Here is a 16946-nt window from a genome sequence, read left to right as displayed (position 1 = left end):
CGAAAGGCATTCTGATGGTGGAGCGGATTGGAATAATCGGGTTGGGCCGTATGGGCTGGGCCTTGGCCGCGCGGCTGGCAACACAAGGTGTCGAAGTCCGCGGATGGACGCGCAGCGGCGTCGACGCAGCGCGCGCGAAGGCGGATGGTTTTCAAGTGACCGGCAGTCTTGAAGACCTTGTCGCAACCTCAGATGTTTTGATCCTGTCATTGTTTGATGACGCCGCCGTGCGCGAGGTGCTTGCCAGTTTGGCCGCGTTGGATTTGGGCAGCCGGTTGGTGGTCGAGACTTCGACTGTGTCGCCTGATATTGTGCGACAGATGGTGGGCGCGATCGAAACGGCGCAGGGGCGCCTCCTAGATGCGCCGATCTCCGGGGGCCCGAACATGGTGGTTGCAGGAACCATCGGCATATTCATTGGGGGCCACGATGCTGACGTGGAGCGGTTTGCACCGGTTGGCGCGCTGTTGTCGGCAAAATGCGTGCACGTAGGACCGCTTGGAGCGGGCGCATCGGCCAAGATTGTCAACAACATGGCGCTGGGCGGAATGTGGGAAGTCCTGTCGGAGGCGATGGAAACGGGCGCAAGGCTGGGCTTGCCGTTTGAGACGATGCTGGGGTTTTTGGAGACGAGCCCTGCGGCCGCGCCTGCCTTTGTGACGCGCCTTCCGATGATCCGTGGAGACATGGAGGCCGTCGGCTTTTCTGTTGCGGGCATTCTAAAGGACCTTGCGGTGATAAGACGCGCGGCGTCGTGTGTCGGTGCGAATGTTCCGGCCATCGACGCTGCCGCCGACAGGTACGCGCAGATGATGGATGCTGGCCGCGGGGCAGAAGATCTGTCCAAAGTGATACCCCATTCTTATGCCAAGGCCTTTGCGGACGATGAAAGCGGCCAAGAGGGATGAGGCTTCTTGCGCTCACCGCTTTGACAATGGTCGCCTTTGCGTCGAATTCGATCCTCAATCGTTGGGCGCTTTTGGATGGCACGACCGGACCGGCTGCCTTTCAGGCATTGCGGGTTGTGGCAGGGGCGGTGTGCCTAGGGGTTTTGCTTCTATTGCGAGGTGGTTTGCCGCCATTGTTGGTGAGGCGGCGTGCGGTCGGGACCGGATCACTCATGGCCTATATGCTGGGCTTTTCGTTCGCTTATGTGGCTTTGGACGCGGGTGTCGGGGCCTTGATCCTGTTTGGCGGCGTGCAAGTGACGATGTTCGCTGGGGCCTTGCTCAAAGGCGAGAGGCCGCCCGTTTTGCGCTGGGTTGGTGCGGCCGTGGCGTTTGGCGGGTTGGTCTGGCTTTTGTGGCCGGGCGCGTTCGGGGCGCCTCCTTTGGGAGCAGCGTTGATGATGGGGATCGCCGCAGTCAGTTGGGGCATTTATTCGCTGGCCGGGCGCGGGGCGAGCGATCCGATGGCCGAAACGGGGGCGAATTTCATCTGTTCGATCCCTTTTGCCTTGGTGGCCTTGTTAATCGTGCAGGATGGCATGAGCGTGTCAGGCGCATTTCTGGCGATTGTCTGCGGCGCGATGACGTCGGGCTTGGGCTATGCGCTTTGGTACAGTGTTTTGCCGAAGCTGGACGCGGCGGTGGCGGCGTTGGTTCAGCTTACGGTGCCGGTGATCGCGGTTTTGGGCGGCGTTTTGATCTTGGGCGAGGTGGCCAGCGGGCGGTTGATCATGGCCAGCGCCGTGGTGCTTGGCGGCGTCGCTTTGGGCGTGCTGGGCGGTCAGCGCAGGATGGGTTCCAAGAGGTCATAGGCGGCGCGTTCATCGTGATCCCATGCGACGTCAGCCAAGCTATCGGGTTTGACGCGCAAGGTGGCCAATTCCGCGCGCGTGACCCAGCGGCGGTCGGTGACGACGCCTTCGGGGTCTTTCCAATCTTCTGAGGTTTCGCCCGCGACAACCGTGCAGCGAAAGTAGATATCGACCTGATGAAAGTCGCCGTCGGGATCGTGGAACTCGTTGATCAGGACACACGCGCCAACGGCTACGGTCAGGCCGGTTTCCTCAAGGACTTCGCGCGCGAGGTTTTCTGGAAGGGATTGGTGAAGCTCGGCCCCTCCGCCGGGGGCGCACATAAGGTCGCTTTTGCCGTCGGGCCATGCGTTGACGAGAAGAAGTTTGTCGTCTTTGAAGATCAGACCGCGGGTGGCGAGGCGGATGCGGCGCATGTCAGTTGCGGTCGGTTACGGGGCCAAGAATGCGGGTGACGTGGCCCATCTTGCGGCCCGGACGCGCTTCGGCTTTGCCGTACAGGTGGAGCCGCGCGCCGGTTTCGCATGCGATGTCATGCGTTTGATTGATGTCGTCGCCAATGAGGTTGGTCATTTCAACGTCCGAGTGACGCAAGGGATCTACAAGCGGCCAGCCTGCGACGGCACGGATGTGTTGTTCAAACTGGTCGATGACCGCGCCGGCTTCGGTCCAATGGCCTGAATTGTGCACGCGCGGGGCGAATTCGTTGATGATGAGGTTATCGCTGGACACGAACATCTCGACGCCGATCACCCCGATATAGTCGAGCGCGGTCAGGATTGTGCCTGCGATGCCGAAGGCGCGTTCGCGGGTCGCGGCGGAGATGTCAGCGGGGACCCGCGTGGTATCGAGGATGCCGTCCTTGTGGACGTTTTCGCCCGGTTCAAAGCAGGCGATGGTGTCGTCGAGGCCACGCGCGGCAATGACGCTGATTTCGCGGTCGAAATTGACGAAACCTTCAAGAATCGCATCGGCCCCGTTCATCGCGGCAAGCGCTGCGGGGGCGTCGTGGCGGTCATTGATGCGCGCCTGCCCTTTGCCGTCATAACCAAGGCGTCGGGTTTTCAGGATTGAGGGCATGCCGATTTGAGCCAATGCCTGCGCCAGGTCGGCCTCGGTGTTGACGGTGGCGAAGGGAGCCGTTGCGAGGCCGATGTCGATCAGGAATGTCTTTTCGGCCAGGCGGTCCTGACTGGTGGCAAGCGTCTGGCGGTTGGGGCGGATCGGCACGCGCGCTTCGATCAGGTCGAGGGCGGCGGCGGGGACGTTCTCGAATTCGTAAGTGACCACGTCGACGCTTTCGGCGAAGGCGGCAAGAGCTTCGGCGTCGTCGTATGATGCGGTGGTGAGCCGGTGGGCGGTCTCACCTGCGGGCGGGTTCGCTCCGGGCTCATAGATGTGGACTTTGAGGCCCAGGCGGGCGGCGGCCATCGACAGCATTCGACCAAGCTGGCCTCCGCCGAGGATCCCGATGGTTTGTCCGGGATTTAGCGGCTTAGTCATCGCGGGGCTCTTGCGGGATCGAGGCTGTGAGGGCGTCTCGCCAAGCGTCGATACGGGCGGCGAGGGTGGCATCGGTTGTGGCAAGCATCTGGGCGGCCATCAGGCCCGCGTTCATACCGCCGCCGATTGCCATTGTGGCTACGGGAAAACCGCGCGGCATTTGCAGGATCGAATAGAGACTGTCGAGGCCGTTCAGGGCGCGGGTTTCGACGGGAACGCCAATCACGGGGATGCGGGTCTTGGAGGCCATCATGCCGGGAAGGTGGGCGGCACCACCTGCACCAGCGATAATCACTTGCAGACCGCGATCAGCGGCAGTTTTGCCGTAGTCCCAGAGGCGATCCGGGGTGCGGTGCGCAGAGACGATCTTAGTCTCGTATGCAACGCCAAGCGTGTCGAGAATTTCGCATGCGGGTTTCATGGTCGGCCAGTCGGATTGACTGCCCATGATGATGCCAACTTTTACGGTCAAGCGCTGATCCCCCGTGGTTTCGAGCGGACCCTAGCGATGGAGCTCAAGGGTCGCAACGTTTCAGGCAATGATATCGGGCGTCAATTCGTCTTCAAGCTGAGCAATGCGGTCTTTGAGCAAAAGTTTCTGCTTTTTCAGGCGTTTTGCGGTCAAAGGATCGCCTGTTCCACGATCGTCCAGCGCACGGATTGCCTCGTCGAGGTCGCGATGCTCGCGCCGCCACGTTTCAAGCTTGAAGCGCAGAACCTCTTCGTGGTCCATCTTGTGTGGCGGAGCTTGCGTCATGTTATTTGGCCGAGGGTTGTGTGTCAGACCTTTAGATAACGTGAACGCCCTTAATTTCAAAGCGCGAACTGGCCTTGTTAACGCCGCATTGCGTCCCCATATTTCTAACTCAACCGGTCGCCGATAGGGGCCGGACACCGCACCGTCGCTTTATAAGGACGTCGCATGACAAAACTAACCTTGGGGACGCACCCCTATCTTCTGGGCTTTGACCAGCTTGAACGGCTGGTGGAACGCACAGCGAAATCCGAAAACGGCTACCCCCCGTATAATATAGAGCAGGTGCGTGACAACGGGTTCCGCATCACGCTGGCAGTGGCCGGATTTGGTGAGGACGACTTGTCGATCACAGTAGAGAACCGGCAGCTTGTTGTGCGGGGAAAGCAGGCAGATGACGGTGCGGATCGGGTGTTTTTGCATCGTGGGATCGCGGCGCGGCAGTTTCAGCGGACATTTTTGTTAGCTGATGGAGTCGATGTTGCGGGCGCGTCGATGGAAAACGGCTTGCTGCATATCGATATGGCGCGCGCCGTGCCGGATCAGGTGGTGCAGACAATCCGCATAAATAAGACTTGAGAGGAGCAGATGGTATGAATACGCAATTTGATTTCAAAAAGCTGGACGCTGATAAGATTGTCTACGTTCGTCAGGTGGCGGTCGCGGACCTGCCGGAAGATGTGCAGGATCAAGCCATGGGCAGTGAGCATATCTATGCCGTCCATTCGGCTGATGGCGCGCGTCTTGCTTTGGTCAAAGACCGTTCGATGGCATTTGCTTTGGCGCGTCAGAACGATTTCGCCCCGGTGAACGTTCACTAATTCCTTTTGGGGCGGGTTTCCCGCCCCTTTGCGCTTGTTAAGTCGGCGCGCGCTACTAGTCTCTGCCCAGACAAGGGCAAGGAGGCCAACATGGCAGAGCTAATCCCCCTCAGATTGGGCGTAAACATCGATCACGTGGCTACTGTGCGCAACGCGCGCGGAGGGGCGTATCCTGACCCGTTGCGCGCGGCCAAGATTGCCGAGGAAGCCGGAGCAGACGGGATCACCGCGCATTTGCGCGAAGACCGCCGGCATATCTCGGATGCCGACATTGATGGTCTGATGGACGTTTTGTCAGTGCCCTTGAATTTCGAGATGGCAGCGACGGACGAGATGCAAAAAATAGCATTGCGTCACAAGCCGCATGCTGTGTGTATTGTTCCGGAAAAGCGGGAAGAGCGCACCACCGAGGGTGGGCTGGAAGTCGCGAGGGACGAGAACCGTCTGGCGCATTTTATCGCACCTTTGCGTGATGCCGGGTGCCGGGTCTCGATTTTCATCGCGGCAGAAATGCGCCAGATCGAGGCGGCGAACCGGATTGGCGCGGAAGTGATTGAATTGCACACCGGGGCGTATTGCGAGGCCCATGCCGACGGTCTCTTCGAGGAACGCGACGCCGAGTTGGTGCGCCTTTGCGAGATGTCGAACTTCGCGCATTCGCTTGGGCTTGAGGTGCATGCCGGACATGGACTGACGTATGACACGGTGGCGCCGGTGGCGGCGATTGCGGAAGTGCGGGAATTGAATATCGGGCATTTCCTGATTGGTGAGGCAATCTTCCTGGGGCTTGAACCCGCGATCCGTGAAATGCGTACGATCATGGATGAGGCCCGCAAGTGAGCGTTGACCTTTGGGTTGTTCTTGTCGGCTGAATGTTAGCAGGCGCAAGCCCAGGTCCCGCGACTTTGGCAATCTCGTCGACGGCGATCGGAAAGGGACGACGCGCATAAGTCGGCGCGGTGTAATTGTTATGACTGGCGATCGAATCGCTGCGGTCTGCGTGGTACGGCAGGTCTTTGTCAGCACGGGCAGACGGAAGCAGGCATAGTTTTCTGCGCGGCTTGGCGATCCACCTGACCAATCCGAAAGCTATTTTGGCCTGGGGCGCGATCTCTGCAATCGATTTGCTGCGAGACGCCTCGATGTGGGATGTCTGGTTTCTATATAGGGCATTAATGGCCTGTTCATCGGTCGTGTTTCTTGGGTATGCGGTGTTGTTTTCCGCCAGAAGAATTATAGCGGGCTCTATGCGCGCAGCGCGGGTGCTTGATGCGGGCTTTGGGCGGTTGTTTGGCACCGCGTCGATCCGCGTTCTGACCGCGCGGATTGTACCGGGATAGGCGCGGTACAAACGAAAATACTAAGCGCTTGCAGCGACAGTACTTTCCAAATGGCACGGATTTGTCGATACATAGCCAAGCAAAGCTGAGTGCTGTCGCAGGACAGCGCAACGAACGGCCTCGAAAGACGCTGGGACACGAAACTCCCGCAGAGCGTTTTAACGCATGTGTTGCGTCGACCGGTTGAGCGCCCGTGCGCAACTGAGCTTTGCTGGTTATCCCGGGTTTGACGCTGTCGATCATCACACGGCGGACGGTCGGGGCATCAGCCAGCGAGGTATTCCACGCCAGGTCACCGCAGCGGCACAGCATCAATGCAAAGATAAGGTTTAGCCCCATAGCGATGATGCTTAGACCAACACGGTTGCCAAAACCTTGCCAAGCCAGCGGTCGAGGCCTCATATGGCAAGCGAAGTAACGCAGGCAGGCCTATGATCCTTGGTATCGGCACCGATCTTTGCAATATCGAGCGCATTGCAGGCGTTCTTGAGCGGCATGGCGACAGGTTTCGCAACCGTGTATTCACGGATATTGAACAGGCAAAAGCCGAGCGGCGCGCGGATACGCCCGGAACCTATGCCAAGCGCTGGGCGGCGAAGGAAGCGTGCTCCAAAGCGCTAGGCACAGGTCTTCGCATGGGGATTGCGTGGAAGGATATGTCGGTCACCAATATGTCGTCCGGCCAGCCGGTGATGCATGTGACGGGGTGGGCGCAAAAGCGGCTTGAGGCGATGACGCCGCAGGGGTTTGAGGCCGTAATCCATGTGACATTGACCGATGATCACCCCTGGGCACAGGCCTTTGTGCTGATTGAGGCGCGCGCCCTTGGACAGTCTGGTAATATTCCGACGCCCGAGGCAACGCGGCGGCTTGCTTGACAGGGCATCCGCCACGCCTCAGAAAGCCTCGACCTGAAAGAGGCTGAACACAGATGTCCGACAGTACCAGTACGATCCTAGACGGGATCGTCGAGACGATCAAAACCGTTGTCTATGCTCTTTTGATTGCGGGTGTCTTCCGCACCTTGTTTTTTCAGCCTTTTTGGATCCCGTCGGGGTCAATGAAAGACACTTTGTTGATTGGTGATTTCCTGTTCGTCAACAAGATGGCTTACGGCTATTCGCAGTATTCCTGTCCGTTCGGCATCTGTCCTATTGACGGGCGTATCTGGGGCGCAGAACCCGCGCGGGGAGACGTTGTTGTCTTTCGCCATCCGTCGAACGGGCAGGACTTTGTAAAGCGTTTGATTGGCATTCCGGGTGATACTATTCAGATGCGGACCGGCGTTTTGTATATCAACGGCTCGGCTGCTCCGCTGGTTCAAGAGGGAATGTTCACCGAAATCTACGAGCGGCAGGGTCCAATTGGGACGACGCCGATTTGTATCGAAATGCGCGTGTCGTTTGGCGATGAATGCGCGAAGGCGAAGGCGGTCGAGACGCTGCCCGACGGTACTCAGCATTCTGTTTTGGACGCCGGTCCGACACGTCTGGACAACACAGGCGTCACGCGGGTGCCTGAAGGCATGTACTTTTTCATGGGCGATAACCGCGATAATTCTACCGATAGCCGCGTGCCGCAGCCTTCTGGCGTGGGACTTGTGCCGTTTGAGAACCTGATCGGGCGTGCGGATCGCGTGGTCTTTTCGTCGGCGGGCCGGTCGTTGTTCTTCGTGTGGACATGGCGCATGGACCGGTTCTTTAAGGCAATTGAGTGATGAAGACCTCGGCTGAACTTGATGCGTTTGCCGCCCGACTTGGGCACGCCTTCAAGCAGCCGGAGTTTCTGATCCGGGCCGTGACGCACCCTTCGATCGCAAGCGAGACCCGCCCCGACAACCAGCGTCAGGAGTTTCTGGGTGATCGCGTGCTTGGGCTGGTGATTGCCGAGGCACTTTTGGATGCGGACCCAAGTGCTGCCGAAGGGCAACTTGCGCCCCGGTTTAATGCCTTGGTGCGCAAGGAAACCTGCGCTGCGGTTGCGCGTGATATCGACATTGGTGTTGTGCTGCGGCTTGGGCGATCCGAGATGATGTCCGGCGGGCGGCGCAAAGATGCCTTGTTGGCTGACGCGATGGAGGCGGTGATTGCTGCCGTCCATCAGGATGCAGGTTTCGCGGCGGCGCGCGATGTTGTGCTTCAGTTGTGGAAGTCGCGCATCGAGACCGTTGAGGGCGACGCGCGCGATCCTAAGACGTCGTTACAGGAATGGGCGCAGGCGCGCGGATTGGCGCCTCCGACCTATGAAGCAATTGGGCGCGAAGGCCCTGACCACGCGCCGATGTTTACGGTTGAAGCGCGTCTAAGCACCGGCGAGGCCGAAACCGCGAGGGCGACGTCAAAACGCGCGGCCGAGCAAGCATCGGCGAAGGCGCTTTTGGCACGGGTAGAGGCCGCTTAGCGATTCGCTGGCGGCGGTTGACGTTTGGTGGTCATCCAGAGTTTTCGACGAACGCCTTCGGGCTCGTACTCTTTGTAGAGACCCTTCGAGAACAGCGGCCAGTCAAGCGCGAGGCCTTGCTTGACCAGTTCGGCGGCAATGTCACGACCGTCTGGAAGACAGCAGATAGCGACCGTGCGATCGTAGCTCATCTCGGGTGCAATCCTGGCCGTGATGATCTGCCCTTTCGTGATTGCGACCATCGCCCACTTGGCATTGTTACCATAGGGATGATCAAGTTCGGGTGCATCAATCCCTGCAAGCCGTATTGGAACGCTGTTGATAGAAATGGTGTCACCGTCGATGACGTAGCATTTTCCCTTCAGGATCGTGGGTCCTGGCGTGCAGGCGTGGCGGTACACAATCTGAGCGCGCTCTGCCCGTTCTTCGCGCTTGGCTTAGCGACAGTAAGGCAGCGTGACATTTTGCTGCGCCGAAGGGTCTGGTGGAGGGAGTGGTCCAGCGGGTTGCGCTGGCTTCTCTGGCGAAATAGCTTTGGGCGGAAGCGTGCGGGGCTGCGATCTTGGTGGCGCTGGTCCTGTCCCAACAATCTGAGGGATATCCTTTCGTCTGGCTCGGTCTTTTTCGACAGCAACCGAAGACGGGCCTCCCCGGCGAAACAGAAAACGAAGTAATCCCATAGAAACACCAAAAATAATCCAATAATGATAGAGTGTTAGCAGCGAGAAACGACATCAACGGGACGGAAATATGGAAATGAAAGGGCACTTCTGGCTGCGACGGTCGGTTTTCACGCCAAAACCCTTCCCGTCTGGCCCTTGCACCCAGAATCACATACTGGCTGGCATATGACAGAAAACTCTCCAAACACCCGCGCCGGGTTCGTGGCCCTTATCGGGGAACCCAACGCTGGAAAATCCACACTTTTGAACCGCATGGTCGGGGCGAAGGTGTCCATTGTGACGCACAAGGTTCAGACAACGCGGGCGCGTATCCGTGGCGTTGCGCTTGAGGGTGACGCTCAGATTGTGTTTGTCGACACACCGGGACTGTTCCGGCCGCGCCGTCGCCTAGACCGCGCCATGGTGGCCGCAGCATGGAGCGGCGCGTCTGATGCAGATGTCGTCGTGTTGTTGATTGAAGCGCACCGGGGCATCACGCCGGGCGTTGAGGCGATTTTGGAAAGCATAGGCGACCGCGTCGGCCAGGCCCCTGTCGCACTGGCGATCAACAAAATCGACCGTGTGGAAGCGCCGGTTCTGTTGAAGCTGGCCGAAGAGATGAACGAAAAGTTCGCGTTTACCGAGACGTTTATGATTTCGGCCGAGAAGGGGCACGGCGTCGATCACCTTAAGAAATGGCTTTCAGGTGTCTTGCCTGAGGGGCCTTGGCTGTATCCCGAGGATCAGATCGCTGACCTGCCAATGCGGATGATTGCCGCCGAGATGACGCGCGAAAAGCTGACGCTGCGCCTGCATCAGGAATTGCCGTATCAACTGACGGTCGAGACAGAGTCTTGGGAAGAACGCGATGATGGGTCGGTGAAGATTGATCAGATCATTTATGTCATTCGCGATGGTCATAAAGGTATCCTGCTTGGCAAGAAGGGCGAGACAATTAAGGTTGTCGGGCAATTGGCGCGGGTCGAGATTTCCGAGTTTCTCGGACGCAAGGTGCACCTGTTTTTGCAGGTGAAGGTGCGGCCGAACTGGCTTGATGAGAAAGAGCGCTATTCCGAGATGGGGCTCGACTTTTCGGACGGCAACTGATGACGCCACGGCTGACATCTGAAATCTGGGTCGCGGCCTATCTGACGCGATGTCGTTTGGCGGATATCCCGGCGTTTGTTGTGGCGCGGGGCGATCACACGGCGGGGGCTGTGTTGGTGAAGCTGAATACCCTGGACGGGCGGGCCTGCTGTTATCACCGGTCTTTTGATATTATGAGCGGCGAGCGGCAATGGATTGTTCATGTTGAGGGCCTCGAGGCTGATGTTGACATCAGCGTCACAAAGCAGCGGTCATTTGATTCCGATCTTTGGGTGATCGAGGTCGAGGATCGGCAGGGGCGGCATTTGCTGGATGACCCCAGCCTTGCATGAGGCTTTGCATCCGCGGATTTGAGGCGGGATAAGCATTTCATGGATTGGCGCGAAGAGGGTGTGCTTTTGACTGTGCGCAAGCATGGCGAGACATCCGCGATCATAGACGTTTTTACCGAAGGTCGGGGGCGGCATGCGGGCGTTGTCCGGGGCGGGACCAGTCGCAAGATCGCGCCTGTCTTGCAGCCGGGGGCGCAGCTTGATCTGGCGTGGCGTGCACGGCTTGAAGAACACCTGGGCGCGTTTACTGTTGAGCCAGTGCGAAGCCGCGCTGATTTGATGGGCGCGCGGGACACCTTGGCGGCGCTGAATGCGGTGACGTCTTTGCTGGCGTTTGTGATGCCCGAGCGAGAGGCGCATCCTAACTTATATCGCCGCACATTGGCCGTTCTCGACATGATCGGTGAAGGCGAGTTTTGGAAGCTGGGGTATCTGCGCTGGGAGTTGGCGCTTCTGGATGATCTTGGCTTCGGGCTGGACCTTGGGCGTTGCGCGGTAACGGATCGCTCGGACAATCTGGTGTTTGTATCGCCAAAGTCGGGACGCGCGGTGTCGCGGGTCGGGGCTGGGGAATGGGCGGACCGGATGTTGCCGTTGTCGCCGGCTTTGGTTGGTGAAGGCGAAGGCAGCGACCGGGATGTTCTGGAGGGGCTTGGGGTAACAGGGCATTTTCTGGGTCAGCATTTTGCACCGACGCTTGGCGATCGCCCGCTGCCAGCAGCGCGGCAGCGGTTTGTTGATTTGATCGCCCGTGGGATCAGGCCAGAAGACGACGCGCGATAACCTGCGCCTGAATTTCTGCTGCACCTTCAAAGATATTGAGGATGCGGGCATCGCACAGGATGCGGCTGATTTTGTATTCCAGAGCGAACCCATTGCCGCCGTGGATTTGTAACCCGTTGTCGGCGGCAGCCCAAGCCACGCGGGCGCCAAGAAGCTTCGCCATGCCCGCCTCTAAATCACAGCGGCGATCGTTGTCTTTTTCGGCGGCCGAGAAGTAGGTGAGCTGGCGCGCAACCATGATTTCCACGGCCATCATTGCCAGCTTGGACGCCACTCGAGGGAACTCGATGAGCGATTTTCCGAACTGTTTGCGGTCTTCGGCGTATTGCATCGACACATCAAGCGCGGATTGCGCGACGCCAATGGCGCGAGCGGCGGTCTGGATGCGCGCGCTTTCAAACGTCTGCATTAACTGCTTGAAGCCCTGACCCTCTGTGTCGCCGAGAAGGTTCTCGCCCTTCACCTCGAAGCCATCGAAATTGACGGTGTATTCTTTCATGCCGCGATAGCCGAGAACCTCGATTTCGCCGCCTGAAAGTCCATCGTCCGGGAACGGGACCTCGTCGGTGCCAGGGGTCTTTTCGGCCAAGAACATCGACAGACCACGATAGTCACTGGTGTCGGGGACTGAACGCGCAAGAACCGTCATGACGTGGGTGCGGGCGGCGTGGGTGATCCAGGTTTTGTTGCCCTTGATCGTCCAGGTCTCGCCGGTCTTGGTCGCTTTGGTGCGCAAGGCCCCAAGGTCTGAACCGGTGTTTGGTTCAGTGAAAACCGCCGTTGGAAGGATTTCACCTGAGGCGAGGCCAGGAAGCCATTTTTCTTTCTGCGCTTGGGTGCCGCCGCAAAGGATCAACTCGGCGGCTATTTCGGAGCGCGTACCGAGGGAGCCGACGCCAATATAGCCGCGGCTGAGTTCTTCGGACACTACACACATGGAGGCTTTTGACAGGCCGAACCCCCCGTATTCCTCCGGGATCGTCAGGCCGAAGACGCCCATTTCGGCCATCTCGTCGATGATCTCCATCGGGATCAGTTCGTCTTTCAGGTGCCAGTCATGGGCATTGGGTTCCACGCGATCTTTTGCAAAACGGCGGAACTGCTCGCGGATCATTTCAAGTTCGTCATCAAGGCCTGTTGCTCCGATAGTGATCTCGGCGGTGCGCTCGCGCATGATCGCGACAAGGCGAAGGCGGGCGGCTTGTGTGTTGCCCTGTTGGGTCAGGGTCATGACCGCAGGGGCCATCATCGTGCGCTGGTCATCTTGTGTCAGGCCAAGGTCCTGCGGGCGGATAATCTCGCCCTGGCTCATCGGGATGCCGCCATAAAGTTGCCAGAGGTATTCGCCGAAGGTGATCTGGTGGATCAGTTGCTCCAGCTCGCCAAATTTCCCGTCAGCCTGAAGCGCTTCGGCCCAATGCTGCATCTGGCGGAGCGCTTCGACATAGGTGGCGACCCAAGCGAGGCCATGGACTGCAGTTTGGTGGCTTTCGATGAGGGACGCGCTGACCTGGTCGCCGTCGCTGACCTGAGCGCGGACAACGTCTTTGGCGCGGTCCAGCAGAGATTCGGCGGCTGGAACAGCCTCCTTCGTCAGCGCCAGAAGGTCGGGGAGTACAGGTGTTTCAATCATTGGAGAGGTCCCGTCATGCGGCATTGCAACATTCCCATTTTCTGCACCTGCGAAGGTTTAGGGATTTTTGAGTGACCGCGCAAGAAGATTTCGCCAGAGGGGGTCATTTGTTTCCGAAAGTGTCTCGTGTGAGTCCGCATGTTTTGCGCGGGCTGCGACGTAGACCTCATGCATGTCGCTTTCGACGTCACGGCGAAACGCGGCCATGTCTCGTCGAAGTCGGCGGTCATAGCGAGGTCGAAATGGTTTGATCCCGGTCTGACAGTGAAGCCGCAGGTCGCGGAGCGGACGTCGGAGTGGTCTGCGCAGGCTTCGATGGTAGCTTTCAATGCGGCGCGATCTGCTTGCGTCGCGCTTGGTTTGTCAGGATGCCTAATGATGTGACGTAACATGCGAGTATCCTTACGGGGTCACGACCAAACTAAGGCTGCAATTTGATGACGACAAAAGAAAAAGGGCGCCACAACGGGCGCCCCTTCTTTTGGGTAGTGACGTAAACCCGGATGACGAAATGCTGTGCAAACCGCCCGTCGGGTAACGCGGTTCCGGCCCGCAAGCAGGTCGGAAGTCGCTTACATCATGCCGCCCATGCCACCCATGTCGGGCATGCCGCCGCCGCCGCCGCCTGCGCCTTCTTTGGCAGGCTTGTCAGCGACCATGGCTTCCGTCGTGATCAGAAGACCGGCGATCGATGCTGCATCTTCCAGAGCCGTACGAACAACCTTGGCCGGGTCGATAACGCCGAACTTGAACATGTCGCCATATTCTTCGGTCTGCGCGTTAAAGCCAAACGTTGGGTCATTGCTTTCGCGAACCTTGCCCGCGACAACCGAACCGTCGACGCCGGAGTTCTCGGCGATCTGACGCAGCGGTGCTTCGAGAGCTTTACGCACGATAACGATACCGGCGTCCTGGTCGCTATTCGCACCTTTGAGGTCTGCAAGCGATTTCGCGCCCTGGATCAGAGACACACCACCACCAACAACAATACCTTCCTGAACGGCCGCGCGGGTGGCGTTCAGTGCATCGTCAACGCGGTCTTTGCGCTCTTTCACTTCGGTTTCGGTCATGCCGCCAACGCGGATGACAGCAACACCACCAGCAAGCTTAGCAACACGTTCCTGAAGCTTCTCACGGTCATAGTCGGACGTGGTTTCTTCGATCTGTTGACGGATCTGGGAAACACGTGCTTCGATCTCGGCTTTTTCGCCGAGGCCTTCGATGATCGTTGTCTCGTCCTTGGTGATCGAAACGCGCTTGGCTGTGCCGAGCATGTCCATTGTGACAGATTCAAGCTTCATGCCGAGGTCTTCGGAGATCACCTGACCACCGGTGAGGATCGCGATGTCCTGAAGCATGGCTTTGCGGCGATCGCCGAAACCCGGTGCTTTGACAGCTGCGATCTTCAGACCACCACGCAGTTTGTTGACGACGAGCGTGGCAAGAGCCTCGCCTTCGACATCTTCTGAGATGATGAGAAGTGGCTTTTGCGATTGGATAACCGACTCAAGAAGCGGAACCATTGGCTGCAGCGATGAGAGTTTTTTCTCGTGCAACAGGATGACGACGTCTTCCAGCTCGGTGACCATCTTGTCAGGGTTGGTGACGAAGTATGGCGATAGGTAGCCACGGTCGAACTGCATGCCTTCGACAACTTCGGTCTCGGTCTCGAGACCCTTGTTCTCTTCAACAGTGATCACGCCGTCGTTGCCGACTTTCTGCATCGCGTCTGCGATCTGCTGGCCGATGTCGGCTTCGCCGTTCGCAGAGATCGTGCCGACCTGTGCGACTTCGTCGCTGTCTTTCACGTCACGGGCAGCTGCTTTGATGTGTGCCACAACTTTGGTGACTGCAAGGTCGATGCCGCGCTTAAGATCCATCGGGTTCATGCCAGCGGCAACCGATTTTAGGCCTTCGCGAACGATGGCTTGCGCCAGAACCGTTGCAGTTGTTGTGCCGTCGCCGGCTTCGTCATTGGTGCGGCTGGCGACTTCTTTCACCATCTGCGCGCCCATGTTCTCGAACTTGTCTTCAAGCTCGATCTCTTTAGCGACCGTTACACCGTCTTTGGTGATGCGTGGTGCGCCGAAAGATTTTTCGATCACGACGTTACGGCCCTTGGGGCCGAGGGTAACCTTCACTGCGTCCGCAAGGATGTTTACACCCTTAAGCATGCGGTTGCGCGAGTCGGTACCAAATTTGACGTCCTTAGCAGCCATGTTGATTGCTCCTGGTTGTCTGAAATTTCAGTTGATTGATGGAAGTGACGTTGCTCAGGAAATCGTACCGAGAATGTCGCTTTCCTTCATGATGAGCAGCTCTTCGCCGTCCAGCGTGATTTCTGTGCCGGACCATTTGCCGAAGAGAATCTTGTCGCCTGCTTTGACAGATGGTGCGATAAGCTCGCCCGAGTCTTTGCGTGCGCCTTCGCCGACCGAAATGATCTCGCCTTCGGCTGGCTTCTCTTTTGCGCTTTCAGGGATGATAAGACCGCCTTTGGTCGTATCGTCGCTTTCTACGCGGCGGACCAGTACGCGGTCGTGCAGCGGAGTAAATGCCATATTGAACGCTCCTTGGTTCAGTTGCTAGTGGATTGGCACTCATCTCTAGTGAGTGCTAACGATTGGGAGATAAGGAACGTGCCCGCGCCTGTCAACCAGGCGCAGGGGAAAAATTGCTCAGGTTTTCACTCATTCGCAGGTTGTCCGCGGCACACGCCGAAAACTATGGGGATCGCTCGTGTATTTCTCACCCTATCTCAATCCCAATCCGGCCTTTCTTCCGCCTGATATCCGGGCCATCATAGTGGAAACACCGATAATACAGGGCAAATGATCTGATGGTACGACTGCTTTTTATGGTTTTGGCGATGCTCCTGACGCCGCTTGTGGCGATGGCGCAATCTTGTGGGACGATTGATCTGATCGATGAACTATCCCCCGCAGAACGAGCCCGACTTGATGCTTTGGTTGCGCCGCATGCTTTTCCTGTCGGAAATCTTTGGCGCGCTGATAAGGGCGAGTCGACCGTTGTTATTGCAGGAACGCTGCATGTCCCGGATGCCCGACTGGACGGGCTGGCAAAGCGCATTGACCCCTTTTTACGCGATGCGGACGTCCTAATCCTTGAGGCAACGTCTGAAGACGAGGCAGGCCTGGCCGCGATGGCGGCATCAAAGCCCGATCTGTTCTTCATCACCGAAGGCCCGACCCTGATTGATTTATTGTCGCCCGAGGATTGGACAAAGGCCGAAGAACAGCTGTCGGCGCTTGGCATTCCAGCCTTTGTCGCGGCGCAATTTCAGCCTTGGTACTTGAACCTGACGCTTGCGATCCCGCCCTGCGCTTTGGCGCTGGTTAAGACCGGTGCCAAGGGTCTCGACCGCCAGCTTGAGAGCGTGGCCCTAGACGTCGGGGTGCCAATCCAATCGCTGGATAATGTGGAGACGGTAATCCGTATCTTCGCCGATGCGCCCTTCGAGGATCAGATGGACGGACTTCGACTGACGCTCAATACAACAGACGACAGCAACGCCAATACATCGACGCTGATCGAGGCATATTTTGACGGCCGCACCCGCGAAGGATGGGAATTTGGCCGGATCATGGTGGACCGGGCCGGGATCGAAAATGGGCAGGCACTGTTTGACGAAGTCAACACATCGCTTCTGATTGACCGCAATGCCGACTGGGAGCCGATGATCCACGAGATGGTTGACGGCAAGAATGCAGTCATTGCTGTCGGTGCCGCGCATTTGTCCGGAGAAAGCGGCGTCCTGCGTGCGCTAGAGCGCGCAGGCTATAGCTTAGCGCCTCTCTGAGGCCCGCTTATCTTTGGGTCTGATAAATTCTG

The 16946-nt window shown here is 58.4% G+C and carries 21 protein-coding genes and 1 pseudogene; 14 read left to right on the top strand and 8 right to left on the bottom strand.

The window, feature by feature from the left end; translation table 11 throughout:
- Positions 1-14: 14 nt before the first annotated feature.
- Both Q1B15_RS12480 and Q1B15_RS12475 read left to right on the top strand, forming a co-directional pair.
- Positions 15-908 carry an NAD(P)-dependent oxidoreductase gene (locus Q1B15_RS12480; protein WP_299754062.1) on the top strand — a complete coding sequence of 298 codons (894 nt, stop codon included), beginning with the start codon at positions 15-17 and terminating at the stop codon, positions 906-908.
- The gene (locus Q1B15_RS12475; RefSeq protein ID WP_299754061.1) at positions 905-1759 is read left to right on the top strand and encodes a DMT family transporter; all 855 of its coding nucleotides are present in this window, start codon (positions 905-907) and stop codon (positions 1757-1759) included. Before Q1B15_RS12480 ends, Q1B15_RS12475 begins: the two co-directional genes overlap by 4 nt.
- On the opposite strand, the gene Q1B15_RS12470 is transcribed toward Q1B15_RS12475, so the two are convergent.
- From Q1B15_RS12470 to Q1B15_RS12455, 4 genes are read right to left on the bottom strand one after another with little or no spacing between them, the layout of a single operon-like run.
- Positions 1729-2175 carry an NUDIX domain-containing protein gene (locus Q1B15_RS12470; RefSeq protein ID WP_299754060.1) on the bottom strand — a complete coding sequence of 149 codons (447 nt, stop codon included), beginning with the start codon at positions 2173-2175 and terminating at the stop codon, positions 1729-1731. The genes Q1B15_RS12475 and Q1B15_RS12470 overlap by 31 nt on opposite strands.
- A 1-nt stretch (position 2176) precedes the next feature.
- Positions 2177-3262, bottom strand: a complete 1086-nt coding sequence (locus Q1B15_RS12465; RefSeq protein WP_299754059.1) for a 5-(carboxyamino)imidazole ribonucleotide synthase — start codon at positions 3260-3262, stop codon at positions 2177-2179.
- Entirely contained in the window at positions 3255-3734 is a 480-nt protein-coding gene (purE, locus tag Q1B15_RS12460; protein ID WP_299754058.1) for a 5-(carboxyamino)imidazole ribonucleotide mutase, read from the bottom strand. The genes Q1B15_RS12465 and purE overlap by 8 nt, the downstream gene beginning before the upstream one ends.
- 60 nt (positions 3735-3794) lie before the next feature.
- Positions 3795-4019 carry a DUF465 domain-containing protein gene (locus Q1B15_RS12455; RefSeq protein ID WP_299754057.1) on the bottom strand — a complete coding sequence of 75 codons (225 nt, stop codon included), beginning with the start codon at positions 4017-4019 and terminating at the stop codon, positions 3795-3797.
- Between the two features lie 165 nt (positions 4020-4184).
- Here Q1B15_RS12455 and Q1B15_RS12450 point away from each other — a divergent pair, with 165 nt between their 5' ends.
- The 8 genes and pseudogenes from Q1B15_RS12450 to rnc all read left to right on the top strand — a co-directional run bounded on the left by Q1B15_RS12450 (position 4185) and on the right by rnc (position 8577).
- Complete coding sequence (locus Q1B15_RS12450) at positions 4185-4595, top strand: Hsp20 family protein (RefSeq protein ID WP_299754056.1); 411 nt, start codon at positions 4185-4187, stop codon at positions 4593-4595.
- 14 nt (positions 4596-4609) lie between these two features.
- Entirely contained in the window at positions 4610-4837 is a 228-nt protein-coding gene (locus Q1B15_RS12445) for a DUF1150 family protein (protein ID WP_299754055.1), read from the top strand.
- A gap of 90 nt (positions 4838-4927) precedes the next feature.
- On the top strand, positions 4928-5677 hold the full coding sequence (locus Q1B15_RS12440) for a pyridoxine 5'-phosphate synthase (protein WP_299754054.1): 750 nt from the start codon (positions 4928-4930) through the stop codon (positions 5675-5677).
- A 134-nt stretch (positions 5678-5811) separates the two neighbouring features.
- On the top strand, positions 5812-6177 hold the full coding sequence (locus tag Q1B15_RS12435; RefSeq protein ID WP_366141726.1) for a LysE family transporter: 366 nt from the start codon (positions 5812-5814) through the stop codon (positions 6175-6177).
- Positions 6176-6364 (top strand): annotated as a pseudogene (locus tag Q1B15_RS12430) (IS30 family transposase); the annotation flags it as partial. The gene Q1B15_RS12435 and the pseudogene Q1B15_RS12430, both read left to right, overlap by 2 nt.
- Before the next feature lie 244 nt (positions 6365-6608).
- A complete protein-coding gene (gene acpS / locus Q1B15_RS12425) occupies positions 6609-7055 on the top strand; it encodes a holo-ACP synthase (RefSeq protein WP_299754053.1) in 447 nt (148 codons plus the stop codon).
- Positions 7056-7108: 53 nt separating this feature from the next.
- Positions 7109-7894, top strand: coding sequence for a signal peptidase I (lepB, locus tag Q1B15_RS12420; RefSeq protein ID WP_299754052.1), 786 nt, complete (start codon positions 7109-7111; stop codon positions 7892-7894).
- Positions 7894-8577, top strand: a complete 684-nt coding sequence (gene rnc / locus Q1B15_RS12415) for a ribonuclease III (protein WP_299754051.1) — start codon at positions 7894-7896, stop codon at positions 8575-8577. Before lepB ends, rnc begins: the two co-directional genes overlap by 1 nt.
- Here the strand turns inward: rnc and Q1B15_RS12410 are convergent.
- Positions 8574-8978 carry a thermonuclease family protein gene (locus tag Q1B15_RS12410; protein ID WP_299754050.1) on the bottom strand — a complete coding sequence of 135 codons (405 nt, stop codon included), beginning with the start codon at positions 8976-8978 and terminating at the stop codon, positions 8574-8576. The two genes, rnc and Q1B15_RS12410, sit on opposite strands and share 4 nt — an antisense overlap.
- Before the next feature lie 447 nt (positions 8979-9425).
- Between Q1B15_RS12410 and era the strand changes: the two genes are divergently transcribed.
- Genes era through recO form a run of 3 tightly spaced genes read left to right on the top strand, consistent with a single transcriptional unit; the run spans position 9426 to position 11461 of the window.
- Positions 9426-10346, top strand: coding sequence for a GTPase Era (gene era / locus Q1B15_RS12405; RefSeq protein ID WP_299754049.1), 921 nt, complete (start codon positions 9426-9428; stop codon positions 10344-10346).
- Positions 10346-10678: a DUF1491 family protein gene (locus tag Q1B15_RS12400; RefSeq protein ID WP_299754048.1), complete on the top strand. Its 333-nt coding sequence runs from the start codon at positions 10346-10348 to the stop codon at positions 10676-10678. Before era ends, Q1B15_RS12400 begins: the two co-directional genes overlap by 1 nt.
- Positions 10679-10717: 39 nt before the next feature.
- Positions 10718-11461, top strand: coding sequence for a DNA repair protein RecO (gene recO, locus Q1B15_RS12395; protein WP_299754047.1), 744 nt, complete (start codon positions 10718-10720; stop codon positions 11459-11461).
- Here the strand turns inward: recO and Q1B15_RS12390 are convergent.
- The 3 genes from Q1B15_RS12390 to Q1B15_RS12380 form a co-directional block, all read right to left on the bottom strand.
- Entirely contained in the window at positions 11436-13118 is a 1683-nt protein-coding gene (locus tag Q1B15_RS12390; RefSeq protein WP_299754046.1) for an acyl-CoA dehydrogenase family protein, read from the bottom strand. The two genes, recO and Q1B15_RS12390, sit on opposite strands and share 26 nt — an antisense overlap.
- 548 nt (positions 13119-13666) lie before the next feature.
- Positions 13667-15313, bottom strand: coding sequence for a chaperonin GroEL (gene groL, locus Q1B15_RS12385; protein ID WP_299754045.1), 1647 nt, complete (start codon positions 15311-15313; stop codon positions 13667-13669).
- Between the two features lie 54 nt (positions 15314-15367).
- On the bottom strand, positions 15368-15655 hold the full coding sequence (locus Q1B15_RS12380) for a co-chaperone GroES (RefSeq protein ID WP_299754044.1): 288 nt from the start codon (positions 15653-15655) through the stop codon (positions 15368-15370).
- Between the two features lie 278 nt (positions 15656-15933).
- Here Q1B15_RS12380 and Q1B15_RS12375 point away from each other — a divergent pair, with 278 nt between their 5' ends.
- Positions 15934-16914 (top strand): TraB/GumN family protein, encoded by a 981-nt coding sequence (locus tag Q1B15_RS12375; RefSeq protein ID WP_299754043.1) that lies wholly within the window; start codon positions 15934-15936, stop codon positions 16912-16914.
- Positions 16915-16946 lie beyond the last annotated feature (32 nt).

Source organism: uncultured Boseongicola sp. (assembly GCF_937988555.1).
Classification (GTDB): domain Bacteria; phylum Pseudomonadota; class Alphaproteobacteria; order Rhodobacterales; family Rhodobacteraceae; genus Boseongicola.
This window is presented reverse-complemented; position numbering and strand designations above follow the sequence as displayed.